General features: G+C 65.2%; 24 protein-coding genes and 1 pseudogene. 8 read left to right on the forward strand and 17 right to left on the reverse strand.

Annotated elements, in window-relative coordinates:
- Positions 1-10: 10 nt before the first annotated feature.
- Both BJQ94_RS17085 and BJQ94_RS17090 read right to left on the reverse strand, forming a co-directional pair.
- Positions 11-1,420, reverse strand: a complete 1,410-nt coding sequence (locus BJQ94_RS17085; protein WP_265399672.1) for an MFS transporter — start codon at positions 1,418-1,420, stop codon at positions 11-13.
- Between the two features lie 94 nt (positions 1,421-1,514).
- Positions 1,515-2,381, reverse strand: a complete 867-nt coding sequence (locus tag BJQ94_RS17090; RefSeq protein ID WP_265399753.1) for an oxidoreductase — start codon at positions 2,379-2,381, stop codon at positions 1,515-1,517.
- A gap of 133 nt (positions 2,382-2,514) precedes the next feature.
- On the opposite strand from BJQ94_RS17090, the gene BJQ94_RS17095 reads away from it, so the two are divergent.
- The gene (locus BJQ94_RS17095) at positions 2,515-2,946 is read left to right on the forward strand and encodes a helix-turn-helix domain-containing protein (protein ID WP_265399671.1); all 432 of its coding nucleotides are present in this window, start codon (positions 2,515-2,517) and stop codon (positions 2,944-2,946) included.
- Positions 2,947-3,065: 119 nt separating this feature from the next.
- On the opposite strand, the gene BJQ94_RS17100 is transcribed toward BJQ94_RS17095, so the two are convergent.
- From BJQ94_RS17100 to BJQ94_RS17110, 3 genes are all read right to left on the reverse strand, one after another.
- Complete coding sequence (locus tag BJQ94_RS17100) at positions 3,066-3,476, reverse strand: hypothetical protein (RefSeq protein ID WP_265399670.1); 411 nt, start codon at positions 3,474-3,476, stop codon at positions 3,066-3,068.
- Positions 3,477-3,606: 130 nt separating this feature from the next.
- Entirely contained in the window at positions 3,607-4,080 is a 474-nt protein-coding gene (locus tag BJQ94_RS17105; protein ID WP_265399669.1) for a hypothetical protein, read from the reverse strand.
- A gap of 178 nt (positions 4,081-4,258) precedes the next feature.
- On the reverse strand, positions 4,259-4,921 hold the full coding sequence (locus BJQ94_RS17110; protein ID WP_265399668.1) for a response regulator transcription factor: 663 nt from the start codon (positions 4,919-4,921) through the stop codon (positions 4,259-4,261).
- 146 nt (positions 4,922-5,067) lie between these two features.
- Here BJQ94_RS17110 and BJQ94_RS17115 point away from each other — a divergent pair, with 146 nt between their 5' ends.
- On the forward strand, positions 5,068-5,346 hold the full coding sequence (locus tag BJQ94_RS17115) for a GlsB/YeaQ/YmgE family stress response membrane protein (RefSeq protein ID WP_265399667.1): 279 nt from the start codon (positions 5,068-5,070) through the stop codon (positions 5,344-5,346).
- 99 nt (positions 5,347-5,445) lie between these two features.
- Entirely contained in the window at positions 5,446-5,700 is a 255-nt protein-coding gene (locus BJQ94_RS17120) for a zinc-ribbon domain-containing protein (protein ID WP_265399666.1), read from the forward strand.
- A gap of 99 nt (positions 5,701-5,799) precedes the next feature.
- Here BJQ94_RS17120 and BJQ94_RS17125 read toward each other — a convergent pair.
- A pseudogene (locus tag BJQ94_RS17125) lies at positions 5,800-6,108 on the reverse strand (hypothetical protein); the annotation flags it as partial.
- A 158-nt stretch (positions 6,109-6,266) separates the two neighbouring features.
- Between BJQ94_RS17125 and BJQ94_RS17130 the strand changes: the two are divergent.
- Both BJQ94_RS17130 and BJQ94_RS17135 read left to right on the forward strand, forming a co-directional pair.
- Positions 6,267-8,081: a DUF4209 domain-containing protein gene (locus BJQ94_RS17130; protein ID WP_265399665.1), complete on the forward strand. Its 1,815-nt coding sequence runs from the start codon at positions 6,267-6,269 to the stop codon at positions 8,079-8,081.
- Positions 8,082-8,323: 242 nt separating this feature from the next.
- A complete protein-coding gene (locus BJQ94_RS17135) occupies positions 8,324-8,452 on the forward strand; it encodes a hypothetical protein (RefSeq protein ID WP_265399664.1) in 129 nt (42 codons plus the stop codon).
- A gap of 14 nt (positions 8,453-8,466) precedes the next feature.
- On the opposite strand, the gene BJQ94_RS17140 is transcribed toward BJQ94_RS17135, so the two are convergent.
- From BJQ94_RS17140 to BJQ94_RS17190, 11 genes are all read right to left on the reverse strand, one after another.
- Positions 8,467-10,200, reverse strand: coding sequence for an ATP-binding protein (locus BJQ94_RS17140; RefSeq protein ID WP_265399663.1), 1,734 nt, complete (start codon positions 10,198-10,200; stop codon positions 8,467-8,469).
- Complete coding sequence (locus tag BJQ94_RS17145) at positions 10,197-11,213, reverse strand: SIR2 family protein (protein ID WP_265399662.1); 1,017 nt, start codon at positions 11,211-11,213, stop codon at positions 10,197-10,199. The genes BJQ94_RS17140 and BJQ94_RS17145 overlap by 4 nt, the downstream gene beginning before the upstream one ends.
- A 165-nt stretch (positions 11,214-11,378) precedes the next feature.
- Entirely contained in the window at positions 11,379-12,878 is a 1,500-nt protein-coding gene (locus BJQ94_RS17150) for a CoA-acylating methylmalonate-semialdehyde dehydrogenase (RefSeq protein WP_265399661.1), read from the reverse strand.
- 188 nt (positions 12,879-13,066) lie between these two features.
- Positions 13,067-14,392 (reverse strand): aspartate aminotransferase family protein, encoded by a 1,326-nt coding sequence (locus tag BJQ94_RS17155; protein WP_265399752.1) that lies wholly within the window; start codon positions 14,390-14,392, stop codon positions 13,067-13,069.
- 103 nt (positions 14,393-14,495) lie between these two features.
- The gene (locus tag BJQ94_RS17160) at positions 14,496-15,647 is read right to left on the reverse strand and encodes an ABC transporter substrate-binding protein (RefSeq protein WP_265399660.1); all 1,152 of its coding nucleotides are present in this window, start codon (positions 15,645-15,647) and stop codon (positions 14,496-14,498) included.
- A 57-nt stretch (positions 15,648-15,704) separates the two neighbouring features.
- Positions 15,705-16,511, reverse strand: coding sequence for an ABC transporter permease subunit (locus BJQ94_RS17165; RefSeq protein ID WP_265399659.1), 807 nt, complete (start codon positions 16,509-16,511; stop codon positions 15,705-15,707).
- The gene (locus tag BJQ94_RS17170; protein ID WP_265399658.1) at positions 16,508-17,335 is read right to left on the reverse strand and encodes an ABC transporter ATP-binding protein; all 828 of its coding nucleotides are present in this window, start codon (positions 17,333-17,335) and stop codon (positions 16,508-16,510) included. The genes BJQ94_RS17165 and BJQ94_RS17170 overlap by 4 nt, the downstream gene beginning before the upstream one ends.
- A complete protein-coding gene (locus BJQ94_RS17175; protein WP_345893456.1) occupies positions 17,332-18,276 on the reverse strand; it encodes an ABC transporter permease subunit in 945 nt (314 codons plus the stop codon). The genes BJQ94_RS17170 and BJQ94_RS17175 overlap by 4 nt, the downstream gene beginning before the upstream one ends.
- Positions 18,273-19,289 carry a TIGR03842 family LLM class F420-dependent oxidoreductase gene (locus tag BJQ94_RS17180; RefSeq protein ID WP_265399657.1) on the reverse strand — a complete coding sequence of 339 codons (1,017 nt, stop codon included), beginning with the start codon at positions 19,287-19,289 and terminating at the stop codon, positions 18,273-18,275. Before BJQ94_RS17180 ends, BJQ94_RS17175 begins: the two co-directional genes overlap by 4 nt.
- Before the next feature lie 8 nt (positions 19,290-19,297).
- A complete protein-coding gene (gene hydA, locus BJQ94_RS17185) occupies positions 19,298-20,731 on the reverse strand; it encodes a dihydropyrimidinase (RefSeq protein ID WP_265399656.1) in 1,434 nt (477 codons plus the stop codon).
- Positions 20,732-20,889: 158 nt separating this feature from the next.
- Positions 20,890-21,768, reverse strand: coding sequence for a nitrilase-related carbon-nitrogen hydrolase (locus BJQ94_RS17190; RefSeq protein WP_265399655.1), 879 nt, complete (start codon positions 21,766-21,768; stop codon positions 20,890-20,892).
- A gap of 243 nt (positions 21,769-22,011) precedes the next feature.
- Between BJQ94_RS17190 and BJQ94_RS17195 the strand changes: the two genes are divergently transcribed.
- The 3 genes from BJQ94_RS17195 (at position 22,012) to BJQ94_RS17205 (ending at position 25,321) form a co-directional block, all read left to right on the forward strand.
- Positions 22,012-23,349, forward strand: a complete 1,338-nt coding sequence (locus BJQ94_RS17195; RefSeq protein ID WP_265399654.1) for an aminotransferase class I/II-fold pyridoxal phosphate-dependent enzyme — start codon at positions 22,012-22,014, stop codon at positions 23,347-23,349.
- Positions 23,350-23,607: 258 nt separating this feature from the next.
- Positions 23,608-24,903 (forward strand): FAD-binding oxidoreductase, encoded by a 1,296-nt coding sequence (locus tag BJQ94_RS17200; protein WP_265399653.1) that lies wholly within the window; start codon positions 23,608-23,610, stop codon positions 24,901-24,903.
- A 73-nt stretch (positions 24,904-24,976) separates the two neighbouring features.
- Positions 24,977-25,321 (forward strand): DUF6176 family protein, encoded by a 345-nt coding sequence (locus tag BJQ94_RS17205; protein WP_265399652.1) that lies wholly within the window; start codon positions 24,977-24,979, stop codon positions 25,319-25,321.
- Positions 25,322-25,533: the final 212 nt, after the last annotated feature.

Raw genomic sequence — 25,533 nt, forward strand, 5'->3', positions numbered from 1 at the left:
TGATCATGGCTCAGGTCTCGGCGGCAGCCGGCGTGATGGTGGGCTTGGCGCGTCCGGGCAGGAGGATCGCGATGACGATTCCGACGGCCGCGATGGCGAGCAGGGGCACTATTGCCGCCAGGTATCCGCCTGCATTTGCGTCCGCGTTCAGCACGAGAAGGGTGCTCACGATCGCTGTCCCGAAGCTCGACCCGAGATTCGAGACACTGCGGGAGAGTCCGCTGATCTCCCCCTGTTGCTTTTCGGGGAAGGCTGACTGCACGATGTTGACGCTCGGGGTGAGCATCAGCCCAATCCCCAGCCCGATCGTGAGCAGGCCCGGCGCGAACGCCCATGCGCCCGGAACGGTCGCCACGATCAGCAGGAGGAGCAGGCCGATGCCGGTGACCAGGAAGCCGACCACGATCAGCGACCTTTGCGCGAACCGCCGCACCAGTGCCCCCGCGGACAGAGACGACACCAGGATGCCGGCGGTGGCGGCGCTGAAAATGATCCCGGTGTCTATCGCGTTGTAATTGCGGACGACCTGGAGGTAGCTCGCCACGAGCATCGAAATGCCCATCAGCAGCAGCCACTGGAAGTTCTGCGTGATCAGGCCCAGGTTGGAGACCCGGATCTTGAACAACGCGGTCGACAGCAGCGGATCACGCCCCTTCCGCTCCAGTCGCCGCACCCACCAGAAGAACAGCGCGATCACGCCGATGCCCACTGCCATCAGCGCGAGCGCCACGGGCAGGTTGTTGTCGGTGGCGAGGATGCCGATCACGAAGACGATCAACCCGAGTGCCGACAGCACCGCCCCGATGACGTCGAACGGCTTGTCTGGTTCGCGGGCGCGCGGATCCTTGAGCCGCACAGCGAGGATCAGGATGACCACGATGACGAGCGCCTGGAAGATGAACGCCGCCCGCCAGCTGATGGTCGCGGCGATCCACCCGCCGATCAGAGGCCCCGTAGCCGCGCCGACCCCGCCGGCAGCGCTGACCAGGCCGAACGCGCGGGCCCGCTCGGCCACGCCCGTCCAGTACATGGTGACCAGGATGTAGACCGGCGGGATGAGCAGAGCGGTGCCGGCCCCTTCCAGGATCGAGTTGCCCAGGATAAGCACGCCGAGGCCGGGCGACGCGGCACTGATGACGGCACCGACACCGTAGACGGCCAAACCGAGGACCAAGCAGGTCTTCCGCCCCAGCTGCTCCGTCAGCTTGCCGAACGGGATCATCAGGGCCGCCATCACGAGCAAGAACAGCGTGATCGACAACTGGATGCCCTGGATCGAGGTGTCGAGATCCTGGCTCATGTCAGTGAGCATGACGTTCATGTTCGAACCGGCGAAGGAACAAATGAACTGCGCCAGCGCGAGGGGCAGCAACGACCATAGCGTGGTGGTCCCGCTCCGCACCTCGGCTTGCGATGACATGATGCCCTCCAGGTGACTTCAGTAGACGCGTACTGAAGGTTGCCTTTGGTTGCCGGGCTCCGCCATCACCCGGTTCGGATGAGAGGCGCAGGGGTCAGCGGCCGATAGTGTCCAATTCAGCGACGTCGGCGGCGGAGAGCGAGAGTCCTGCGCCGAGCAGGTTCTCGCGCAGGTGCGCAACCGACGATGTCCCGGGGATCAGCAGGATGTTGGGCGAGCGCTGCAACAGCCAAGCCAGGGCCACCGCCATCGGTGTCGCGTTCAACCGGAAAGCTACAGCCACGAGCGCCTCGGACTGCAGCGGGCTGAAACCGCCCAGTGGGAAGAATGGCACGTAGGCCACGTCATTTCCCAGCAGCATGTCGATCAGGTCGTCGTCCTGGCGGAAGGCGAGGTTGTACATATTCTGCACGCACACGATCGGGGCGATCGCCATGGCCTCAACGACCTGATCCACCGTCGCGTTGCTGACGCCAAGGTGCCGGATCAGACCCTCGGCCTGCATCGCGACAAGCGCTTGGAACGACTCGGCGATCGAGCCGGCCACGGGTCCCTCGGCGTTCCCGATTCGCAGGTTGACGAGATCGAGTGTGTCCAGGCCGAGCACTGCAAGGTTCTCCTCGACCTGCGCTCGCAGCTGGTCTGGCTGCCGGGCCGTGGGCCAGCCGCCCTGGGCGTCACGGGCCGCTCCGACCTTGGTCACGATGTGCAGCGATTCCGGATACGGGTGCAGGGCTTCACGGATCAGCTCGTTGGTGAAGCGCGGGCCGTAGGCATCACTCGTGTCGATGTGGGTGATTCCGAGCTCCACGGCCTCGCGGAGCACGACGAGGGCCCCGTCGCGATCGGCGGGCGGACCCACCACCCACGGGCCGGCGAGCTGCATTGCGCCAAAACCGAAACGGGAGACGGAGAGGTCGCCGAGCGACCAGGTTCCGCCGGGAAGGGTCGCAGTGTGCATCATCATGGTGTTGCCTCTCAGATTGGGGGGTGGCGCGGAGTCGCGTCAGGGGTCCAGTCTGGGGAAGTAGCTTCCCGTTGGGAAGTAGGCACTTTCGAGTGCCTTAGTCACCCGCAGGGAAGAGGAGCAATCAATGGCGACCATGACGGCGGCCCAGTCGAAAGCGGCAAGCAAGGCGAACTACAACGCGTTCCTGGCAGTCTGTCCCAGCCAGAAACTGCTCGACCGGATCTCCGACAAGTGGGTGACACTGGTGCTCACCGCCCTGGGTAGCGGCCCCGACTGCGTCGACGAGCCCGGCTCGATGCGTTACTCGGAGCTGGCCCGCACCCTGGCCGGCGTCAGCCCGAAGATGCTCACCCAGACGCTGCGCGCCCTGGAGCGTGACGGCCTCGTGACCCGCACGGCCCTGGCAACGGTGCCCGTCACGGTCACGTACGAGCTCACCGACCTTGGACTCTCTCTGCAGCAGATGATCCGCGGCCTCAAATCCTGGGCCGAAACGCACATGGACGACGTTCTCGCCAATCGCGTCGCCCACGACGGCGGAGCTGAGGCGGGCTGATCAGGGGCGCGTGCGGGTGTCGTCACCGCGCCCCGTATTGCCGACCGCCCGCTGTAGCGCGATCGATCCGCCGTTCCGGGCGCGCTGAGCTGGTCGCAGCGGTGTGGTCTACATCCGCGTCAGGAGACGGCCTTCTTCAGCAGCTCGACCAGCTGCTTCTGGTCCGCGTCGGTGAGCGTGGTCACCGCGAACGAGGTGGGCCAGAAATTACCGTCGTCCAGGTTCGCGTCCGGCTGGAAGCCGATGGTGGCATAGCGCACCTTGAACTTGGCGGCGCTCTGGAAGAACACCACCACCTTGCCGTCTGCGTTGGCGTACGCCGGCATGCCGTACCAGGTCTTCGCGCCCAGGTCGGTGTGGTCCTTGACCAGTCGGTGCAGAATCTCGGCCAGCTCCTTGTCTGTGCCGCGCATCTCGTCGATGGCGGCCAGGCACGCTGCCTCCAGGTCGGCTCCCAGTTTCGCGGCCTTGGCTTCGGCTGCCGCCGCTCGCATGGCGGCCTTCTCCTCCTTGCTGAAGGTTGTGCTCATGGTCCGTTCCTCTCGCTGAATGCTTCGCTGCGCTGATTGCTTGTTGGCACTCACTCTAGGAGGAACCCGGGGAGCGTGCTTCTTGGATCCTGCTCAGCCGACCGTGGCGGGCACCTGCACCAGAGCGGTCCTAACCGGTAGCCGCCTGCACGACGGTGTAGCCGGCGAGCACGATTACCGCGGCTCCCACGATGAGGTCGGTCCAGGTGGCGAGTGTCTCTCTGGCGTTCTTGTTCGCCTTCGGCAGGTGCAGGAGGCCGGCAATCAGGAGGAAGGTTCCGCCGGCGACTCCGGCGGGAAGCGCCCACCCGGGCAGCAGCGCGAGAAGCCCAGCAAGCCCCATGCCGACATTCGCCATGCCCAGTTCGCGGGTGAGCTGCTGTGCCTGCGGGCTCGGGGCGGGCCCGCCGAGAATCGCGGCGGTCGGCCCCCGGCCAGAGACCTGAGCGATGCCGGCAACGAGCAGGCGGGTGCCGACTCCCCAGAACACCCACCATCTGCCGAAGACCAGCACCGGTTCGCCACCGACCACGGCAAGCTCGATGCCGCCGGCGATGAGTGGCAGCACGATCGTCTGCGCTATGACGAGGATGACGTAACCCATTGGTCCCTTCGACGTTCGACAGCGATCCACTACCGAGAAATTTGCTCCTCACCGGGCGCGCGTAACGATCGACGATGCGGCCATCGAGGAGATCAGCGGGACACTCCTTCGTTCTGGAGGCCAATCTGCCACGGCCGGGGCCCGATCGCGAGGGCTGTCGACGCGGCACGCCCGCCGTTCAGGGGCCGCCGAGCCAGCTGTCGATCCGGTGGTGGTCGGGTCTGAATCCGTGCCCGACACCCCAGAGAACCGCTTGGGTTCGGCTGGCGACACCGATCTTGCCGTACACACTGCGGATGTAGGACTTCACGGTATTGGGACTGAGGTAGGTGAGCGACGCCACTTCGGCGTTGCTCTTGCCTTGGGTGATCAGCGCGAGGATCTCGGACTCGCGATCAGTGATCCCCTCGCGGCGCCCCGGCCAGTCGAGTCCTGGAGCGCTTCCCGACCGCTGCGGTGGATCGCTCACCACGATGTCGCCGGCGTGGACCGATTCCAGAGCCGCGACCAGGTCGCGGGCCGGCAACGTCTTGGACAGGTAGCCGCTGACGCCCTGGTCGAGCGCCGCGGCGATCAGGTCGGGCTGGAAGTTCCAGGTGTACATGACGACGCGACCGGCCCGTGGGTTCCGGACGAGGGCGGAGAGCTCCGACAGATCGGATTCGGGCTGGGCGAAGGAGTCGTACAGCACGATGTCGGTGCTGTCGGAGAGACCCGTGTTCGCATCGATCTCCGCAACGAGCACCCGATCCCGGTAGTGATCGAACATGTGCGCCAGGCCTTTGAGCACAATGTCGTAGTCATCGACCAGGGCAACGGTGACGGGTTGCGACGGGGACATAGTAGGACGTTACTGCCAGAGCAGTTCGACCGGCTACACCCCTAGGGGTGTACCGCCGCCTCCCTCAGGGTGTTTGGCTGTTCACCGCCCAGCAACCGCTGGTCACATCGAAACCTCAGCCCCACCCAAACAGGAAGGAGACCACAATGCTTGGTCTCATCATCAGCCTCATCGTCGTCGGCATCATCGCCGGCGCCATCGCTCGCCTCGTCGTGCCCGGACGGCAGAACATCAGCATCCCGATGACCATCGTGCTCGGCATCGTCGGGTCCTTCGTCGGCGGATTCCTCGGCTTCCTGATCTTCCAGCACGACCCGATGGATGGCTTCTTCCAGCCGGCCGGAATCATCGGCTCCATCATCGGCGCGATCATCGTGCTCCTGGTCTACATCCGCTTCAGCGGCCGTCGCAGCGTTCAGCACTAGCCGGTCTCCCGGTGGCCGTGGTCCACGCGGTTACCGGGACCGCTCGCGGGGTCAGCATCCTGCCAGATCTTTCCACTCGCGACCAAGAGAGAGCAGACCATGATCCTTCTTTTTGGCACACGCGCCTCCGAGGCCGTGATCAATCTCGTCTTGTTCGTGTGCGGGTACTGCGGAGTACTGGCCCAGCAGCAGGTCATCAAGCGGGCGACACGATTCACGCTCTTCTTCCTCCCCCTGTTCCCGGTCTCGACGCGCTACGTCAACGTGTGCAGCCGCTGTCAGGGCAGCACCGAAGTGACCGCCGCCCAGGCCAGGCACTCGCTGGACTGGGCGAAAGCGCAAAGCGCACCCTGATTGGTGCGCCCGCACGCCTCGCGGCTCGTGAAAATGCTCGCAGCGTGCGATTTCTAGCGCATTTCCGCGCGCCGCGAGCATTTTCCCCCGCGGCGAGCACTAACGGACGCCGTTGGCACCCACGCACGCTGCGAGCCGCGTCAGGTGTTCTGGGAAGCCTGGGTTGATGCCGCCGTGGCTGAGGTCGAGCCAGCGAGCGGTTACGGCCTTCTCCCGGATGTAGAAGCTGATGCCAGCGGGGCCGTACGCGTTGGCGTCGCCGAACAGGCAGTCCTCTCAGCCGCCGAGCAACGGGTAAGCCACGGGCACCGGGATCGGCACGCTGATGCCATCCATGCCCACCTGCACCTCGTGCTGGAACCACCTGGCCCCGCCGCCGTCGTTGGTGAAGATGACCGTGCCGTTACCGGCCTCAAGTAATGACGCCTTGCATGAAGATGTCGCATGCGGATGGTTGCAGCAGTTCGCAGGGGATTCTGCGCTGGCTCAGTCGACACCATCTATCCCTCTGCGCGTTGCCGCGCGAAAGCGTCGCAGGCGTCACTGGCTCCTGACAAACTCCAGTAATGGACACGCCAGACGATCAACGACTTCTCTCCGGACTTATGCAGACCGGTTGGCTCAGCCAATTGGGCGACAGCAGCAGATCCGTGCACGACCTCATGAGCGTTTGGGATTCCATGGCCGAGGAAGTCGGCGCCGACAACCAAGACGGCCGAGCGGCACTTGAGCTACTCAGCCGAGTGTGCTCCATGTGGCCGCGGGATGGGAATTTCGAGGAACCATATGGGCCGATGGTTCAAATCGAGGGGAGGCGCAGTGCTGTCCCCGCTGATCTGACTGAGTACGAACTCGGCCTCCTCGCCGGAGCACTCAAACACTCACCGCACGCGCGTTTGAACGCCCGGCTGGCGGACATTCTCTGGATGCACTGGCCTGATACGAAACAGCGATATTCCTTCGCTCGCATCGCAGTCGAAAACTGGTTGTCGCAAGGCATTCAGGAAGATCAATGGTCCAGGGGCCTCGAGTCCGAGTTTGAGCGCTCGATCGAGCTTGCAAAACGACTTCGATTTTCCGACCTGCTCGATTCGATTCAAGAGGAGCTTTGCAAAGCCACGCTGATCTCGAAGTCGCCAGTATTTGTCTATGGGTGGGCCCGCGTCCTGACGAAACACCGTCTCTTGGGCACGTGGTTTGACGCAATGCGACGCCACTTGAACGAGCTTGCCTACCGGGACGATGTCAGTCCTGCGCTGGCGCGAGAGATTATGGAGTTACTCGCCACGTGGGCAATATCCGCGGGCGATCCTTCCGAAGCGAGCGCGCATTTTCTCGCTATAGCCGAATCATGGCTTGGTGACGCCGAGTTGCGCACCCAGGGCGCCGGTGCCTCCTACTTGGTCGCGTCGTCCTTTACAGAGAAAGCACTCCAACACCTCAAGAGGATCCCGCGCAAGCATCGACATGAGCGCGCGGAAAGCTTGCTCGCGTCGCTTCCAATGCGGATCCGCGATTATGGACTCCGGTCTCTCGAAGAAATGCACCGCTTCGAATCTGATCCGGTCGACCTCACGCAACCTGTCGAGTACACCCGCCAGTCCACATCTGGGCGGAGTACCAGCGACGCATTGGCATATCTCTGCGGTGCGATGCCCCTGGCATCCTTCGACGAGATGAAACGCCAGGGTGAGGAATCGCTTCTTGGCTCGATAAGCGCACTCTTCGGTCACGTCACCCTAACGGGCGACGGTCGAGTGACTAACGTGAGCGATGCAGACGGAATGAACCGTTACGGACAGAAGGAATCACTTTGGCGGGCAATGATTCAGGCGTACGAAATTCGGCTGCAACTTGTTTGCATGGCCCATATTCGGCCTGCACTTGACGTGGTCACTTCTGAGCACAAACTGAAGCGCGCAGACTTCGAGGTCATCGTTCGGGGTGCATCAGTGATTCCTCCGAAGTCGGTCGGCCTCGTCGCTCACGCGTTGTACGACGGGTACACCGGGAACTTCGCGAGCGCGCTGCACATCCTCACGCCACAAATCGAAGACATGGTTCGCTATCAATTCAGAGAAGGCGGGCTGCCGACTAGCAAGTTCTCATCTGAGGGAGCGGAGTCGGAGGTGGGGCTTTCAGCGCTAATGGAACTCGATGAGGCCGAAGAATTGTTTGGTGAGGACCTGACGTTCGAAATGCGCGCACTCTTCTGCGGGCCGACAGGTCCGAACTTGCGCAACAACGTTGCGCATGGCCTGATTTCTAGCGATGAAGCAAATGGCCACCATGCGCTCTATGTCTGGTGGCTATGCCTTCGGCTGGTCTATGTACCTTTTTTCAACGGTATGCGATCCGCCGAGAAAGAGAGTGGCGCCTAGTTCGCTCAGTTCCGGCAATGCAATTAACTATCGTCCTGGCTAGCGATGCTCCTATTCGACTTTTTCAATGCACCGGCTGCACACCCTCCGGCGGGCCAGCGCGGAGTCGCCGCAACGACCGTCAAGCTCAATGTTCTGCGATTGAAGGCGAAGCCAGCCGGACCGCGTGCCCTGGCATGTCCGGACATAGAGTCCTTCCGCGCACCGGACGGCACTCCGAGGGCACCACAATCGGCACGTTCATGCCGCTCATGCCCACCTGCACCTCGTGCTGGATCGATCCCGCGCTACCGGCTTCGGTGAAGATGGACTTGGTGGAATTGATGACGGCCATGCCGTCGCTGACGCCGGCCACCCCGCTCGACGAATAGCGAGGTCCCTGATGTCAAACGCGCGATTGTGTCCGCATTGACTCCACGGCGCGCTTCAAGTCTTCGGCATTGACGGGTCGAGTGGACCATTCGGTCCAGAAGTCCAAGGTTGCGCTCGCGGGTCTGATCTTGGGCTTGTCTAGTTTGATACGGGTGGGGAGAATGATGGCGTCGCCTAGGAGCAATGCCTCCCCCACGTCGAGCAGGGGCAGGCTAGCGGTGAGACTTTCCAAGCTATCCGGCATGAGTCTCCGGATGACCATCTGGTCTCTATCGTTCGTTAGTCGCAATACCAGAAAGTTATTGCACTGAGAAAGCACAGTGCGGCTCACGTCAGCTGGCCGCTGGCTAACAACCAGAAGTGAAACCCCGTATTTACGCCCTTCCTTTGCGATGCGCTCGAAAACGTCAAGTGCTCTGGCCTCAGCGGTGTCACGCGGGTCGGCTGGCATATACAGATGGGCCTCGTCGCAAACGAGCGTGACTGGGGTCCGAGATTCTACGTCGGTCCAAAAGTGGATCTCGTACAGGAGACGGGCCAGTACTCCGACAATTACTGGGAGCACATCGCTGGGGACTTCGCTGAAGTCAATAATCTTGATGCCGGGTTTAGTGCCGAGCAACTTGGCAGCAAAGCCTTCAAGCCATTCGTATTCATCGTGATCTTCCGGTGGCGCGAACATGAAGGAGTACCGACGATCCTCCAGGCGTGACTCTAACCGAGCTATGAAGCGCGTCAGCTTCCCGTGGAACGGGCCCTGTTTATCTGCCCGTGTTCCGGCGACCATCTCGGAGTCGTCTAGCCGGAGCCGCTCCGTCAATTGCGACAAGTCAAATGGGACTGGACTGTCAGCGGTGAAGCGCGCTAGTACTGCCTCATGCCCCTGACCCTCAAGCGCTTCGCGTTTCAGATCACGAACATGTTTTCCGAGACGGGCAGCCTGATTCGGTGCGTTCTCTTCGGATCGGTCGAGCAAGAGGGCCTGCATCTCTTCCTGGTTGAGTAGCCACGCAGGGAGAAACAATGCATCGTCTCCAGGAGTGTCAACGTCTCCGGGGCCGGCAATCCTTAGCCGCGTAGCGTAGGAGTCGGGGTCGTCAGCCAAAGGTGCATACTCGCCGTGCATGTCCAGAACCACCAAGTTGGGGTGCGCCAGACCACTAGCCTTTTCAAGAATCAGTGCCACCGCCCAGCTCTTGCCCGAGCCGGTGCTGCCTAGAAGCGCAGCATGTCGCTGGAATAATCGATTACCATCGGCGACAGCCTCCGCCGTCTTGTCTGCTACGAAGTGACCAAGCTTGAGCCGCTCCTCCGCGGGGACTTGTTTCGCTAGGATCCCCATGAGCTTTTGAAGGTTGGAGGACTCCAGCACCCAACACGGTGCGTCTATCCGCGGGTAGCAATCTGCGCCACGTTTGAATGTATCCGTCTTCGTTCCGTCCACCCGCCTGTAGGTGCCGAGCAGGACAACTCGGATCAGATCCCTCTGCCGGCTTTCGACCGGGACTTGACCGTCATCATCTATGTCGTCGAGCATCGCTTCATCGTGGAGATCGCGAGTGACACGGTCAAGTAGGCCGATTAGGAACTCAGAAGCACTGTCACCCTGAAGAGCGATCAAGCTGCCGACACCGATGCGTGTGAGGCGCTCATGGTCGTCAATCTCGACCCAGACGCTAGCTGTGTCCACGCGGAAGGTGCGTCCCAACGCTTTGTTTGGGTCTAGATCGAGTGACGAATCTGTCATGCGCGGAGCACTTCCTTCAATAAGACGTCGATTTCCCAGATGGCTACATCTAGATGGATGGTGGAGGTGCCGATGGTGACTCTAGATCCGGATCCGTCCGCCCCGCACTCAATTCCCACAGCAGCACTGTTCGCTGCCAAGTAATTCAAGGCGCTCGGTGTCAGAGTCCTAGCAAGAACAACGGCAGGAACACCCGAGAACTGACGCTGCAAGTGTGTCTGCAAATGGACGTCGTTGAAGCCATAACCGATGGTCAAGAAAGCGGTGGCGCCGTCGATGGCATCGTTCGCGCGCGCGCGTTGAGCGTCAAACGGAACGTCATACCCTTTTCTGTACTTCGAACCTCCCGGGGCAATGATCAGTTCCGCAGTGCTGAGGAGGTGCTCAGATCGAATTGTTCCCTCACCCGTGGAGTACCAATCAAGGCTTCCATGCGGCTTCGCGAGCCGTATGTGGGGGTGGTGCTGCAACTTGACGGTACCTTTCCCGACAGTTCCCGGAACCGCTCTGAGAAGTTCTTCTTTACTTGCTCGGGCATCGAGTCGACCGATAGTGTGCCCGCAAAACATGGTGTCAACGCGAATTCCTTCTTTCGCCGCGCACACTTCAACGAGTCGGTCGTAGTTCGTGGTGATCACATCTGCAACGGTGTTGTTGGTCAGGACGTGTCGGAACAGGCGGCCCAGGGCAGTTCGATCCTGGGACACCAGGATGCCATCGATCGCCGAGCTCTCCGCTGAGCGGACGTAGCTGGCGACCTTGTTCGTGACAATTGCATCCAGAGTCGCAGACAAATCGACAGACTTGAAGGCTTCTTCTATTTCGCCGGTCTCGACAAGGACACTTCGAACGATTCCCCATGCTTCAGCATCGTCTCCGACCAGACTGTCCGAATCGACCGGGATTTCGGCGATTAGGTGGTCACAAAGCGCTCGCATCGTCGGTAAACCGAATGGAACCGAAGCGCCCGAACCGATAATGGTGACCAGCCCGCGACGGAAAGTCTCCTGCACGGCTCGATAGATCGAGTCAAGATCAATTGCCGTTGAGGTGTCGATGATTTGAACAGTACTGCACCCAGGGCGTGCGAAGGCGCAAGGACAGCATGGTGGCCCACACTCTGGGGGCACCTTGCGTCGCCCGGCCAACGTTGACGATCGAGACGACCAGAAACCTCGTCAGGTGTTCTGCGGGAAGCCCAGGTTGATGCCGCCGTGGCTGGGGTCGAGCCAGCGGGCGGTGACGGCCTTCTCGCGGGTGTAGAAGCTGATGCCGGCGGGGCCGTAGGCCTTGGCGTCGCCGAAGAGGGAGTCCTTCCAGCCGCCGAACGAGTGGTACGCCACCGGCACCGGGATCGGCACGTTGATGCCGACCATGCCCACCTGTACCTCGTGCTGGAATCGCCGCGCCGCGCCGCCGTCGTTGGTGAAGATCGCGGTGCCGTTGCCGTACCTGCTGGCGTTGATGACCGCGACGCCGTCGGTGTAGCTGGCCACCCGCACCACGCTGAGCACCGGGCCGAAGATCTCGTCCGTGTAGACGGCGGAGTCGAGGCTGACCTTGTCGAACAGGGTGGGGCCGAGCCAGAAGCCGGATGCCTCGCCGTCGACCTCGATACCGCGACCGTCGATCACGACCTCCGCGCCATCCGCCTGGGCGATGTCGATGTAGCCGGCGACCTTGTCGCGGTGCGCCTCGGTGATGAGCGGGCCCATGTCGCAGCCGCGCATGCCGTCGCCGACCTTGAGTCCCTTCACCCGCTCGGCGATCTTGGCGATCAGCTCGTCGGCGACGGGCTCAACGGCCACGATCACGCTGATGGCCATGCAGCGCTCCCCCGCCGAACCGAAGCCGGCGTTGACCGCGGCGTCCGCGGCCAGGTCGAGGTCGGCATCCGGCAGCACCAGCATGTGGTTCTTCGCGCCGCCGAGGGCCTGCACCCGCTTGCCGTGGTGCGCGGCGGTCTCGTAGATGTACTTGGCGATCGGGGTGGAGCCGACAAAGGAGATGGCCTGCACATCGGGGTTGACGAGCAGAGCGTCCACGGCCTCCTTGTCGCCGTGCACGACGTTGAAAACGCCGTCGGGCAGACCCGCCTCGGTGAGCAGGGCGGCGAGCCAATTGGCGGCGGACGGGTCTTTCTCGCTGGGCTTGAGCACAACCGTGTTGCCGGCGGCGATGGCAATGGGGAAGAACCAGAGCGGCACCATGGCCGGGAAGTTGAACGGGCTGATGATGCCGACCACGCCGAGCGGCTGCCGCAGCGTGTAGACGTCCACGCCGGTGGAGACGTTCTCGGAGAACTCGCCCTTGGACAGGTGCGGCAGACCGAGCGCGAACTCGACCACCTCGAGGCCGCGGGCGATCTCGCCGAGGGCGTCGGAGGTGACCTTGCCGTGTTCGTTGGTGAGGATGTCGGCGAGCTCGCCCTTGCGGGCGTTGAGCAGCTCGCGGAAGGCGAACATGACACCCTGGCGTTTGGCGATGGAGGCATCGCGCCAGCCGGGGTAGGCGGCCTGCGCCGAGGTGACAACGGTGTCGACGTCGGCGGCGGAGCCCAGGGACACCAGGCGCTGCACTGCGCCGGTGGCCGGGTTGTAGACGGGGGCGGTTCGAGCGGAGCTTCCGGTTGCGGGAGCGCCGTCGATCCAGTGGGTGAGGACGGGAAGGTCGTTCATGTCATCCGATTCTGTTGGGGGTGAGAGCCGTTGATCGAGCTTGTCGAGCGTTGTACTGAGCCTGTCGAAGTGATCCGACCGTGTCTATGTTCGCGAAATCGGGTCGCGGGGTCTCGACAAGCTCGACCAGCGGGATGGTCGCGACCCACCGCTGGTCGAGCTTGTCGAGACCTGGTGAGTGAGATCGGCTAGAGGAGGTCGAGAGCGAGGACTTCGTCGTAGATGGCCAGGGCCTCGGCCACCTCGGAGTCGGTGACCACGCAGGGCGGCACCACGTGGATGCGGTTGTCCTGCACGAAGGGCAGCAGGTTGCGGGCCAGCAGCTCGGTCTTGATGCGGGCCATCACGGCCGGGGCCACCGGCTCCCGGGTCTCCGGGTCGGCCACGAGCTCGATCGCCCAGAAGACACCCTCGCCGCGCACTTCCCCGATGATCGGGTGCTTGGCCTTCAGCGCCTCCAGCCCAGGTCCGATCGCGTCGGTGCCGATCCGGGCGGCGTTCTCCACGATGCCCTCGGCCGCCATGGCGTCCAGCGCGGCCACGATCGAGGCCATCGCCAGCGGATGCCCGCTGTAGGTGAGCCCGCCGGGGAAGACCGTCGTGTCGAAGTCCGCGGCGATGGCGTCGGAGATGATGACGCCGCCCACTGGAACGTAGCCGGAGTTGACGCCCTTGGCAAAGGTGATCAGGTCGGGAACGACTCCGGAGCCCTCGAATGCGAACCAGCGTCCGGTGCGGCCGAAGCCCACCATCACCTCGTCGAGAATGAGCATGATGCCGTAGCGGTCGCAGAGCTCGCGCACCCCGGCGAGGTAACCGGGCGGCGGCATCAGCACGCCGGCGGTGCCCGGGATGGATTCGAGCAGCACGGCCGCGATCGAGGTGGCGCCCTCGCTCTGGATGACCCGCTCCAGGTGACGCAGCGCCCGCTCGCATTCCTGCTCGGGCGTCGTCGCCCAGAACTCGCTGCGGTAGAGGTAGGGGCCGAAGAAGTGCACGTGCCCGCGGGCGAACTCATTGGGGATGCGGCGCCAGTCGCCGGTGGCGACGATGGCCGCGCCGGTGTTGCCGTGGTATGAGCGGTAGGTGGAGAGCACGGTGTCGCGCCCGGTGTGCAGGCGGGCCATCCGGATGGCGTTCTCGTTGGCATCCGCACCGCCGTTGGTGAAGAAGACCTTGTTGAAGCCGGCCGGTGCCCGGTCGACGATGCGTGTGGCGGCCTCGCCGCGGGCCAGGTTGGCGGTGGAGGGCGCGATGGTGGTGAGCAGCTGGGCCTGGTCGATGATGCCCTTGATCACGGCCGGATGCTGGTGGCCGATGTTCACGTTGACCAGCTGGCTGGAGAAGTCGAGGTAGCTGCGGCCGTCGTGGTCCCAGACCCGGCAGCCGAGGCCGCCGGCGATGACGAGGGGCTTCAGCGCCCCCTGGGCGGACCAGGAGTGGAAGACGTGGGCCTTGTCGAGCTGGGTGGTGAGCTCGTTGAGCCCGAGCTCGGTGGTTGTGCCGGTGTCGATGTCGGTCACGATGATCGTTCCTTCTCTTCTACTTTTGCCCCGCAGAATGTGGGGCGGTGGTGCACCGGGCGGCCGCAAGAGCGGCCGCCCGGTGCAGGGTGCTCTACTCGCCGCCCTCCTTGAGGGTGACGTCGATCGGGGTCCAGTCGGCGCCCATGACGTCGACTCCATCCGCGGTCAGCTCATCCAGGGCCTTCTGCACGTACTCGTTGGAGTACGCGGTTTCGGGCGGGTCTGTGGTGATGATGGTGCCACCGGTTTCGTTCTTCGTGTTCATGGCGATGTCGACGGTGTTGGCCCAGGCGGCCTCGTCGATCAGGCCGACGCCGTTGGTGGACGGGAAGATCAGCTTGCTGACCTCGTTGGTCATCCACAGCTGGTGGCCGGCCGGGAGGGCCGATCCGGCGTCGGCCACGATGGTCGCGGCGTCTTCCGGGTTCTGTGCGGCGTAGATCCAGCCCTTGATGGAGGCCTTGATGAAGGCCACGGTCTGGTCAGCGTAGGCCTCATCGTCGGCGAGCTTGTCGGTGTTGGCCCAGATGGCGTCCTGGAGCATCGCCGTGCCCTCGTCGTTCCAGTCGATGACGTTGAGGTCCTCCGGCTGGTAGAGCTCGCCGGTGTCGGGGTTGATGGTCTCGAGCACCTGCGCGTACTCGTTGTAGGTCATCGCCTGCGCCGCGTCGATGTCGCCGGCGAGGAACGCGTTCATGTCGAAGGCCTGCTGCACGAGACTGATGTCGCCCACCTCGACACCTGCCTTCTGCATACCGGCGAAGAGCTCCCACTCGTTGCCGTAGCCCCAGCTGCCCACGTTCTTGCCGGCCAGGTCGGCCGGGCTGGTGATGTTCTTGTCCTTGAACGAGATCTGGGTGGTGGCGCTGCGCTCGAAGATCTGCGCGACGTCGGTGATGTTGGCCCCCTGCTCGATCGAACCGAGCACCTTGGGCACCCAGGAGATGGCGTAGTCAACGTCGCCGGAGGCGAGCACGTCCTGCGGCACGATGTCGGCGCCGCCCTCGGCGATGGTCACGTCGAGGCCTTCGTCTTCGTAGTAGCCCTGGTCCACGGCGGCGTAGTAGCCGGCGAACTGGGCCTGGGCCACCCACTGCAACTGCAGGGTGACCGGGGTGAGGTCTCCGCTGGCGGAGTCATCGGACGGTGCGCTGTCGCCGGAGGCGCTGCATCCGGTGAGGACGAGTGCGCTGGCCGCGGCAACGGCGCCAGCCGTCGTGAGCCATCGAGTGCTGTGTTTCATGTATTCCTCCTTTTGGGTACTGCACGGGTGCTGCGGGATGCTGTGGTGCGGGAATGGTCAGGCGGTGGGGGCGCGGCGGCTGACCAGTTTTTCCAGGCCGAGCGCTGCGCAATAGAAGAGGAGTCCGAGAATGATGGAGCCGAGCACATACGCCCAGGCCAGGCCGTAGTTGCTGCTGGAGGCGGCCGACGTGATCGACTTGCCGAGGCCGCCGACCGGGCCGCCGAAGTACTCGGCGATGAGGGCGGAGATCACGGCGAGCGATGACGCGATGCGCAGGCCCGTGAACACGAACGGCACCGCGGTGGGCAGAGTGACGGTCTTGGTGGCCTGCCAGCTGGAGGCGGCGTAGGAGCGCATCAGGTCGCGGTGCACGGGACGCACCATGCGCAGGCCCTTCAGGGTGTTGAAGTACACCGGCACGAACACGGCCAGCGCGGCCACCAGCTGCCGGGCGGTCTCGGCGTTGGCGCCGAACATCGTGTAGAGCACGGGCGCCAGGGCCACGATCGGCACCACCGCGAACGCGGCCACGATGGGTGCCGCCATCTCGTCGAAGATGCGCACCAGCGCCGAGAGGATGGCCAGCAGCACACCGACGATCGCGCCGAGCACCAGCCCGATCAGGGCGTTGCGGCCGGTGACGACCATGCCATTGACCACATTCTGCAGGTTGGCCGTGAACTGCTCGCCGATATTGAACGGGCCGGGCAGGATGAACGGCTTGACCGCCAGCACGGTGACGAAACCCTGCCAGAGCAGGATCACGATCAGGCCGAGCAACACCGGCGGCAGCACGGTGCGGGCCAGGCCCCCGGCACGCCCGCCACGCCCGCTGCCTGACGCGCTCGCGGCGCTGCTCATCGCGTCTCGACCCCGCGCGCCCCGGTGGGGGTGCTGCCGTGCAGAAGCTCCCGCACCCGGCTGACCGAGTGGAAGAACTCCTCGTCTTCACGCAGGTTCTCGCCACGGTCGCTCATGCGGCCGAGGTTCACGCTGAGCACGTCACGGATGCGGCCGGGCCGCGGCGACATCACCACCACACGGTTGGAGAGGAACACGGCCTCGGGGATGGAGTGGGTGACGAAGACCACGGCGGCGCTGGTCTCGGCACAGATGCGCACGAGCTCGTTCTGCATGCGCTCACGGGTCATCTCGTCGAGGGCGCCGAACGGTTCGTCCATCAGCAGCAGGCTGGGGCTCTCGGCCAGGGAGCGGGCGATCGCCACCCGCTGCTGCATGCCGCCGGAGAGCTGGTCTGGGTAGTGCCCGGCGAAGTCGCTCAGGCCCACCAGCTCGATCAGTTCGGCGGCCCGCTCGCGGCGGGCGGCCTTGCCGGTGCCGTGCAGTTCGAGCGGCAGTTCGATGTTGCCGGCCACCGTGCGCCAGGGCAGCAGGCCGGCCTGCTGGAACGCGATGCCGTAGTCCTGGTCGATGCGCGCCTGTCTGGCGGTCTTGCCGAACACCTCGATCGACCCGCTGGTGGGAGTGTCGAGGTCGGCGATCAGCCGCAGCAGGGTGCTCTTGCCGCAGCCGGAGGGCCCGATCAGCGAGACGAACTCGCCGGGGGCGACGGTGAGGCTCACCGCATCCAGTGCTGTGACGGATGCGCCCTTGCGGCCGGCGAAGACGCGGCTGACGGTCTTCACCTCCACGGCGTGCTGTACCGGTAGTGCTGCCGTGGTCATGCGGCCACCTCTCCCCTGCGGAATCGACGTAGGAACAGTGAGATCAGGCCGACGAAGCCGGCGGCCACGAGGCCCACCAGCACCGACCCGAAGATGGGGGCCCAGGGTTTGCCCGGGTCGCTGCCGGCGGCGCCGGCGTATTCGACGATCAGCCGGCCGATGCCGCCGCGCAGGCCGATGGAGACCTCGGCGACGACGCTGCCGATCACGGCGCTGGCCGCCGCGAGGCGGAGGGCGGGAAGCAGGTAGCCCACGCTCGCGGGCAGCCGCAGACGCCAGAGGGTTTTCCACCAGCCGACCGCGTAGCAGTGCATGAGGTCCACATGGTTGGCGTCGGGTGAGCCGAGGCCCTTGAGCGCGCCGATCGAGACCGGGAAGAAGGCGAGGTAGGAGGCGATCAGCGCCACCGACATCCAGTTCTCCCAGGTGAAGGCGCCGAACTCGATCTGTGTGCCCCAGCGCCGCACCAGCGGGGCAAGGGCGATCAGCGGCACCGTCTGGCTGAGGATGATCCAGGGCAGGATGGCGGACTCGGCGAGCCTGAAGCGCTGCATGAGCAGGGCGAGGGCCAGGCCCACGGTGACGCCCACGATCCAGCCGACCGCGGCTATGCCGAGGGTGAACAGCGAGGCTTCCAGCACGGCCTGCCACACGGGCACGGCGTTGGCGCCGCCGGTGACAGGTTCCAGTGCCCGCTCGAGCATCACCCAGAGATGCGGCATCGCCATCTCACTGGCGCGGGGCAGCACGGTGACGCCGCCCACGATCACACCGTCGGCGGGGCCGATGACGATGTACAGCTCCCAGAGCAGCGCGAGAGCGAGCACACCGAGCGCGCCCACCAGGACGCGCCGCGGCATACCCTGGCCCAGCCAGGACCGGCCACGCACCGCAGCAGTCGCTCCCGCCGGGGCGGTGCGCACGGAGCCGGCCTGGGTCATGCCTTGGCCGTGATGTGGTTGGCGAGCGCGGGGATCACGGTCTCGCCGTAGACGCGCAGGGTCTCCTCTTTATTGTCGTGCTGCAGGTAGCCCGCGAACTGGTCGACGCCGAGCTCCTTGAGGGCCTTGAGCTTCTCGATGTGCGCCTCGGCCGGCCCCAGCAGGCAGAACCTGTCGACGATCTCGTCTGGCACGAAGTCGGTGTGGGTGTTGCCGGCGCGGCCGTGCTCGTTGTAGTCGTAGCCCTCGCGGCCCTTGATGTAGTCGGTGAGGGCCTTCGGCACCGCTGAGCCCTCGCCGTACTTGGCGACGATGTCGGCCACGTGGTTGCCGACCATGCCGCCGAACCAGCGGTTCTGGTCGCGCATGTGCGGCATATCGGTGCCGATGTGCATGGGCGCTGCCACGCAGAACTTGATTGCGTCGGGGTCGCGGCCCACGTTCTTGGCGGCGGTGCGCACGGTCTTGATCATCCACTCGGCCACGTCGAGGTCGGCCATCTGCAGAATGAAACCGTCGCCGACCTCGCCGGTGAGCTTGAGTGCTAGCGGGCCGTAGGCGGCCACCCAGATGTCGAGGGTCGAACCCGTGCTCCAGGGAAACTGCAGGGTGGCGCCGTTGTACTCCACCGACCGGGAGTTGGCGAGCTCGCGGATGACGTGGATCGATTCCCGCAGGGTCTTCAGTGTGCTGGGACGGCCGTTGGTGACCCGCACCGCCGAGTCGCCGCGGCCGATGCCGCAGATGGTGCGGTTGCCGTACATCTCGTTGAGGGTGGCGTAGGTGGAGGCCGTGACGGTCCAGTCCCGGGTAGCCGGGTTGGTGACCATGGGCCCCACGATCACCTTGCGGGTCTCGCTCAAGATCTTGCTGTAGATCACATAGGGTTCCTGCCAGAGCAGGTGCGAGTCGAAGGTCCACACGTGGCTGAAGCCGTGGTTCTCGGCCAACACGGCCAACTGCACGGTGCGCGCCGAGGGCGGATTGGTCTGGAGTACTGCGCCGAAGTCCATGGTGTCCCCTAGATCAGGTACTGGCTGAGGCCGCGTTTGATGTACTTGCCATCACCCTTGGCGCCGAGGTACTGGTTGTTGTCGATGACGACCTTGCCGCGGGAGAGCACGGTGTCGACGTGGCCGTCGATCTCGTAGCCTTCCCAGGCGGAGTAGTCCATGTTCATGTGGTGGGTCTTCTCCACACCGATGGAGGTGTGCCCGTTCGGGTCGTAGATCACCACGTCGCCGTCGGCGCCGGGCTGGATCACGCCCTTCTGGCCGTACATGCCGAACATGCGCGCCGGGGTGGTGGAGGTGACCTCCACCCAGCGTTCGAGGGAGATCTGCTTGTCGACCACGCCCTGGTAGAGCAGGTCCATCCGGTGTTCGACCGAGCCGATGCCGTTGGGGATATTGGAGAAGTCGGTCAGGCCCATGTCCTTCTGGCCCTTCATGCAGAACGGGCAGTGGTCGGTGGAGACCATCTGGATGTCGTTCGTGCGCAGGCTCTGCCACATGTGGTGCTGGTGGCCCTCGGCCTTGGAGCGAAGCGGAGTGCTGCACACCCACTTGGCGCCCTCGAAGGTGCCCCACTCGTCGCTCTGGGCGCCGAGCTGGTCCTCGAGCGAGAGGTAGAGGTACTGCGGGCAGGTCTCGCCGAACACGTTCTGGCCGCGGTCGCGGGCTATGGCGATCTGCTCCACCGCCTGCTTGGCCGACACGTGCACGACGTAGAGCGGGGCGCCGGTGAGGTTCGCGAGCATGATGGCCCGGTGGGTGGCTTCTTCCTCGGCCTGCCACGGCCGGGTGAGGCCGTGATAGTAGGGCGTGGTGTTGCCGGCGGCGATGGCCTGCTGCACGAGCAGGTCGATGACGCTGCCGTTCTCGGCGTGCATCATGATCATGCTGCCGTTGCTGGCTGCCTTCTGCATGGCCTTGACGATCTGGCCGTCGTCGGAGAGGAACACTCCCTTGTAGGCCATGAACAGCTTGAAGCTGGAGACGCCCTCGTTGACGAGTTCGTCCATCGCGACGAGGGACGAGTCCTGCACGTCGGAGAGAATCTGGTGGAAGCCGTAGTCGATGGCGCACTCGCCGCGGGCCTTGTCTTGCCAGGCCGCGTACTGGTCGAGCACATTCTCGCCGGCGTACTGCACCACGAAGTCGACGATGCTCGTGGTGCCGCCCCAGGCCGCGGCCCGGGTGCCGGTCTCGAAGGTGTCGCTGGCCTCGGTGCCGCCGAACGGCATCTGCATGTGGGTGTGCGCGTCGATGCCGCCGGGGATGACGTACTTACCGCCGGCGTCGATCACGGTGTCGACGTTCCGCTCGATGTCGAAGCCGAGCAGGGTGGAACCGGGGGCGAGCACCGCGGCGATGGTGTCGCCGTCGATCAGCACATCCGCTCTGGCCGTGCCCGTGGAATTGACCACGGTGCCGTTCTTGATCAGGGTCTTCATCGGGTTCTCCTGTTCGGTATTGCGTCGCTAGTTCGTCTGCGGTCGTCACCACGTCGCTGGTCGAGCCTGTCGAGACCTCGTGAGCCGTCTTCGGTACATAGGCACGGTCATGGGGTCTCGACAAGCTCGACCAGCGGGTCGTGCGTCGCTGAGATTCCTTACGGCTTGGGGATCGAGGTGTACGACTCCGGGCGGCGGTCCCGGTAGAACTGCCAGTTGTTGCGCACCTCGCGGATCATGCCGAGGTCGAGGTCGCGGATCACGACTTCCTCGTGCTCGCCACTGCCCAGCTCGCCCACATAGTTGCCCTGCGGGTCGACGAACTGGCTGGTGCCGTAGAACGTCACGGCGAGGTCGCCGTACTCGTTGTCCTCCCGGCCCACGCGGTTGGGCGCGGCCACGAAGTATCCGTTCGCGGCGGCGGCGGCCGGCTGCTCGATCTCCCAGAGCCGGTTCGAGAGCCCGGGCTTGGTGGCGTTGGGGTTGAAGACGATCTGCGCGCCGTTCAGGCCCAGCTCGCGCCAGCCCTCCGGGAAGTGCCGGTCGTAGCAGATGTACACGCCGATCGGTCCGACAGCGGTGTTGAAGACCGGGTAGCCGAGGTTGCCCGGGCGGAAGTAGAACTTCTCCCAGAACTTCTCGAGGTGCGGGATGTGGTGCTTGCGGTACTTGCCGAGGATCGTGCCGTCGGCATCCACCACCACCGCGGTGTTGTAGTACACGCCGGGCTGCTCTTCTTCGTAGATGGGGAGCACCATCACCAGGTTCAGTTCCTTGGCCAGGGCGGCGAAGCGCTGCACGATCGGGCCGTCGGCGGGCTCCGCGTAGTCGTAGTACTTGGCGTCTTCGGTGATGCCGAAGTAAGGCCCGTAGAAAAGCTCCTGGAAGCAGATGACCTGAGCGCCGTCGGCCGCCGCGTCGCGCGCGAACTGCTCGTGCTTGTCGAGCATCGACTCGATATCCCCCGTCCACGTGGTCTGGGTGATCGCCGCGCGCACGATGCTGGATGTGCCGGTGCTGGTTGGGTCGGTGCTCATACTCTTGCCTCCACTGGGTCTCACACGGTGGAACCTCGCCAGCAGGGAAGAGCATGGACATCGCATTGTGTGCGAGTCACACGGGAAAAAGCCTGTCGAGATCGAGCCACATTACGGTGTCCGGTTTTGTTATTATTCGACGTAAACATTTCTGTTCTGTTTCTTCATATGACGCATGCGTAAATCATCATCCTGTCGGCCTGATGGCCCTCTGGCAAGCATTCGGCCAGGAAGGCGTGCACAATGCAGCTTTACCTCGACGAGATCGAGCACACTACTCCCGCCGGGATCGCCGCTGCGTTGGGCCGCCTGATCGGCTCGGGCCGGATCGCCCCCGGCGAGCGCCTGCCTACCGTGCGCGATCTGGCCGGTGTGCTCGGCGTGAGCCCGGCCACGGTGAGCCACGCCTGGCAGGCGCTCTCGTCGGCGGGGCTCATCGTCTCGCGCGGTCGCAGCGGAACGTTCGTGCGGGAGCCCGCCAGGCACTGGCTACCCGCGCGCACGCAGTCGCTGGCCGGGCACCTCAGCGACGCCCGGATCGACCTCTCCCGCGGCACGCCGGACCCCGCCCTGCTGCCCGCTCTCGGGCCCGCGCTCTCCCGGGTCTCGCAGCGAGCGATGATCCCCAGCTACCAGGCGCTACCGGTGATTCCCGAGCTGCTCGCCGTGCTCGCCGATTCCTGGCCCTACCCGGCCGAATCGATCACCGTCGTGGACGGCGCTCTCGACGCCATCTCGCGCAGCCTCGAGCAGGTCGCCAGGTTCGGCGACCGCGTCATCGTGGAGGACCCCGGCTTCCCGCCCTTCTTCGACCTGCTCGACCAGATGGGCATCGAGCGGCTGCCCGTTGCCGTTGACGCGGAGGGCATCGTGCCCGAAGCCTTCCAGGCGGCGCTGGCCCTGTCGCCGGCCGCGGTCATCCTGCAGCCGCGAGCGCACAACCCGACGGGGGCATCGATGTCGATCGAGCGAGCCGAAGAACTGGCCCGGCTGCTGGCCGCGAGCACACGTGCCCAGCACACCGTGGTGATCGAAGACGACCACTCCGGGGCGATCAGCACCGCCCCGGACGTGTCGCTCGGCCGTTGGCTGCCGGAGCGGGTGCTGCACGTGCGCAGCTACTCCAAGTCGCACGGCCCCGACCTACGCATCGCCGCCCTCGGCGGGCCGGCCGCGCTGGTGGACCGCATCGTGGCCAGGCGCATGCTCGGCCCGGGTTGGACCAGCCGGATGCTGCAGACCATCCTGCACGAGCTACTCACCGACAGTGCGAGCATGGCGCTGGTGTTCGAAGCCCGGCACGTGTACTTCGCCCGGCAGAAGGCGCTGGCGGATGCCCTCACCGGGTTCGGCCTGCCCCTGGCGCGAGCCGACGGCATCAACGCCTGGGTGCCGGTGGCCGACGAGCGCGACGCCATCGTGCGCCTGGCGGCGTCGGGGATCCGGGTGGCCGGCGGCACCCCCTTCATCGCGGTGGACCGACCGGACGCGTTCATCAGGGTCACGGCCGGCGCCCTGCCCGACGACGTGCTGCCGATCGCCCAGGCGATCGCGGCGGCCGCCGGGGTGCTCGCCACCTGAAGCATCCGCACCGAAAGTCGGAGATTCTCGCGAAACGCCGTGTCGGGCGGTCGGTTTTCGCGGCGTGTGACGAAAATCTCGGCCTGTGTTGCAGGAGGTATCACGTGTCGGCGCTGGATTGCCCGCGACTTCCTGCGGCGGGGTCGCGGGCCCAGCGACCGAGGAGCATGCTGGGCGCAGAGAACAACTCACCAGTGCGGTCCGGCGGATACGACTCGGGGACGGTCGACGCCGCACACGACAGGTGCGGGAGGAACGATGATCGAGGGATTTGCAGGTGCAATTCTCCTACCCGGTTCGGCCGAATACCTCATGGCGGCCACCGCCTATGGCAAGGTCGGCACTCCCCTGCTGGCGGTGCGGCCGACCGATGCGGCGGATGTCGCGGTGGCGATCGCGTACGCCAGGGCCGAGGGCCTGGTGCTGTCGGTGCGGAGCGGCGGGCACAGCCCGATGAACACCAATGACGGCGGCATGGTGCTCGACCTGTCCCGCATCCGTGGCGTGGAGGTGCAGGCCGACAACCGGGTGCGCCTGGGCAGCGGCGCCGTCTGGGGCAATGTGGCCCAGGAGTTACAGCGGTACGACCTGGCCGTGTCCAGCGGCGACACCTACACCGTTGGCGTGGGCGGCCTCACCCTCGGCGGCGGCATCGGCTGGCTGGTGCGCCAATACGGCCTGGCAATCGACAGCCTGCGGGAGGCCGAGGTGGTGCTGCCCAACGGCGCCATCGTGACGGCCAGCGACACCAGCGAGCCCGAGCTGTTCTGGGCGCTGCGCGGCGGCGGCGGCAACTTCGGTGTGGTGACCCGGTTCACCTTCGAGGCGCATCCGCTGCGGGGCGTGGTGGCCGGCGCCATCACTGTGCAGCCGTCGCACTTCGCCGAAACGCTGCGCGGCTGGCGGGACGTGATGCGGGACTCGCCGGAGCTGCTCAACTCGACGGTGTTCGTGACGCCGGAGTTCGGTCCGGAGATGCCGGCCCAGACGAAGCTGCTGGTCTGTTACGGCGGCGCCGACCTCGACGAGGCCATGACGGCGATCCGGCCGTTGCTGGCACTGCCCGGGGTGACCGGCAACGATGTGGAACTCAAGCTTTTCGTGGAGGTCTTCGACGAGCCGTCGGCACCGCCAGGGTCGATCCGGATTGTCGACCGCAACGGCTTCGCCCGTGACTTCGACGACGCGCTCATCGACAGGCTCTCGAACGCCTCCTTCAGTTCGGCGGTACTGATGGTGCGGTACCTGCGCGGGGCGCTGAATCGGGTGCCCGTAGATGCCACCGCTTTCGCCTATCGCGATGCGGAGGTCTTCGTCTCGTACGCCGCTTTCCTGCCGCCGGATGCCCCCGTCGAGGCCGAGCGGCGCATCTTGGACGACTGGGCTGTCGTGGCCGAGTCGTTGACGGGCACGTACGGCAACTTCAATCTGGGGATCTATCCCGACGTGCTCAGCCTGATGTACCCGCCGGCCACCGCGGAGCGGCTGCGGGCGGCGAAACGTCGATACGACCCCGAGAACGTGCTGGCCCACAACCTCAACATCGTGCCCTAGTGTCCCGGTCGCGGGTGGGGCCGCCCGGGTAGTGTTCGCAGGAAGGCACGACGTGCCGCGACGGGGGCGAACCATGAACATCGAGCTGTCCAGATTCCGGGTGAAGCCCGGCTGCGCACTGCTCGTCGAGGAGTGGCTTGCCTTTCTCGGTGACAACCTCGACGCCGTGCTCGAGACCCTCGACGGCGAGCGGATGCTCGTGGAGTCGATTTTCAGCGAGCACCTCGACGGCGTCGACTACCTCTACTGGTACACGATCCAGGGCGAGGGCGGTAGCGCGGTGACCGACTCCCAACACTGGATCGACCTCAAACACCTGGAGTACTGGCGGCTGTGCATCGACGACGGCTACCCCGGCGTGGACCTGCCCAGCCGGGTGACCATGATCCCCGAGCGCATCCGGCAACTGCTGGTTTAGGTGGGCGCCTGGGTAGCGGATGCCCAGCGGCGGCGGCGGCGGGCCGCTACTCGCGGTGCGCGGTATAGGCGCCGCTTCGCGGGTGGCACGCCGCCCGCGTAACGGCGCGTGACCCGCGCAGCTGCCGCGCGACGGCGTGATGCCCGCGCAACGGCCTGCGGGCCGGGCAGCACCGCGCGCATCCGCTCGAAACTGGATGGGTTTAGGCTGGA

The organism is Cryobacterium sp. SO2 (genome assembly GCF_026151165.2).
GTDB lineage: Bacteria > Actinomycetota > Actinomycetes > Actinomycetales > Microbacteriaceae > Cryobacterium.

What these genes read in the sequence shown, in the direction of transcription:
- BJQ94_RS17085 (WP_265399672.1), bottom strand. Translation starts at nt 1,420, where the DNA reads ATGTCATCGCAAGCCGAGGTGCGGAGCGGGACCACCACGCTATGGTCG.
- BJQ94_RS17090 (WP_265399753.1), bottom strand. Translation starts at nt 2,381, where the DNA reads ATGCACACTGCGACCCTTCCCGGCGGAACCTGGTCGCTCGGCGACCTC.
- BJQ94_RS17095 (WP_265399671.1), top strand. Translation starts at nt 2,515, where the DNA reads ATGGCGACCATGACGGCGGCCCAGTCGAAAGCGGCAAGCAAGGCGAAC.
- BJQ94_RS17100 (WP_265399670.1), bottom strand. Translation starts at nt 3,476, where the DNA reads ATGAGCACAACCTTCAGCAAGGAGGAGAAGGCCGCCATGCGAGCGGCG.
- BJQ94_RS17105 (WP_265399669.1), bottom strand. Translation starts at nt 4,080, where the DNA reads ATGGGTTACGTCATCCTCGTCATAGCGCAGACGATCGTGCTGCCACTC.
- BJQ94_RS17110 (WP_265399668.1), bottom strand. Translation starts at nt 4,921, where the DNA reads ATGTCCCCGTCGCAACCCGTCACCGTTGCCCTGGTCGATGACTACGAC.
- BJQ94_RS17115 (WP_265399667.1), top strand. Translation starts at nt 5,068, where the DNA reads ATGCTTGGTCTCATCATCAGCCTCATCGTCGTCGGCATCATCGCCGGC.
- BJQ94_RS17120 (WP_265399666.1), top strand. Translation starts at nt 5,446, where the DNA reads ATGATCCTTCTTTTTGGCACACGCGCCTCCGAGGCCGTGATCAATCTC.
- BJQ94_RS17130 (WP_265399665.1), top strand. Translation starts at nt 6,267, where the DNA reads ATGGACACGCCAGACGATCAACGACTTCTCTCCGGACTTATGCAGACC.
- BJQ94_RS17135 (WP_265399664.1), top strand. Translation starts at nt 8,324, where the DNA reads ATGCCGCTCATGCCCACCTGCACCTCGTGCTGGATCGATCCCGCGCTA.
- BJQ94_RS17140 (WP_265399663.1), bottom strand. Translation starts at nt 10,200, where the DNA reads ATGACAGATTCGTCACTCGATCTAGACCCAAACAAAGCGTTGGGACGC.
- BJQ94_RS17150 (WP_265399661.1), bottom strand. Translation starts at nt 12,878, where the DNA reads ATGAACGACCTTCCCGTCCTCACCCACTGGATCGACGGCGCTCCCGCA.
- BJQ94_RS17160 (WP_265399660.1), bottom strand. Translation starts at nt 15,647, where the DNA reads ATGAAACACAGCACTCGATGGCTCACGACGGCTGGCGCCGTTGCCGCG.
- BJQ94_RS17165 (WP_265399659.1), bottom strand. Translation starts at nt 16,511, where the DNA reads ATGAGCAGCGCCGCGAGCGCGTCAGGCAGCGGGCGTGGCGGGCGTGCC.
- BJQ94_RS17170 (WP_265399658.1), bottom strand. Translation starts at nt 17,335, where the DNA reads ATGACCACGGCAGCACTACCGGTACAGCACGCCGTGGAGGTGAAGACC.
- BJQ94_RS17175 (WP_345893456.1), bottom strand. Translation starts at nt 18,276, where the DNA reads ATGACCCAGGCCGGCTCCGTGCGCACCGCCCCGGCGGGAGCGACTGCT.
- BJQ94_RS17180 (WP_265399657.1), bottom strand. Translation starts at nt 19,289, where the DNA reads ATGGACTTCGGCGCAGTACTCCAGACCAATCCGCCCTCGGCGCGCACC.
- hydA (WP_265399656.1), bottom strand. Translation starts at nt 20,731, where the DNA reads ATGAAGACCCTGATCAAGAACGGCACCGTGGTCAATTCCACGGGCACG.
- BJQ94_RS17190 (WP_265399655.1), bottom strand. Translation starts at nt 21,768, where the DNA reads ATGAGCACCGACCCAACCAGCACCGGCACATCCAGCATCGTGCGCGCG.
- BJQ94_RS17195 (WP_265399654.1), top strand. Translation starts at nt 22,012, where the DNA reads ATGCAGCTTTACCTCGACGAGATCGAGCACACTACTCCCGCCGGGATC.
- BJQ94_RS17200 (WP_265399653.1), top strand. Translation starts at nt 23,608, where the DNA reads ATGATCGAGGGATTTGCAGGTGCAATTCTCCTACCCGGTTCGGCCGAA.
- BJQ94_RS17205 (WP_265399652.1), top strand. Translation starts at nt 24,977, where the DNA reads ATGAACATCGAGCTGTCCAGATTCCGGGTGAAGCCCGGCTGCGCACTG.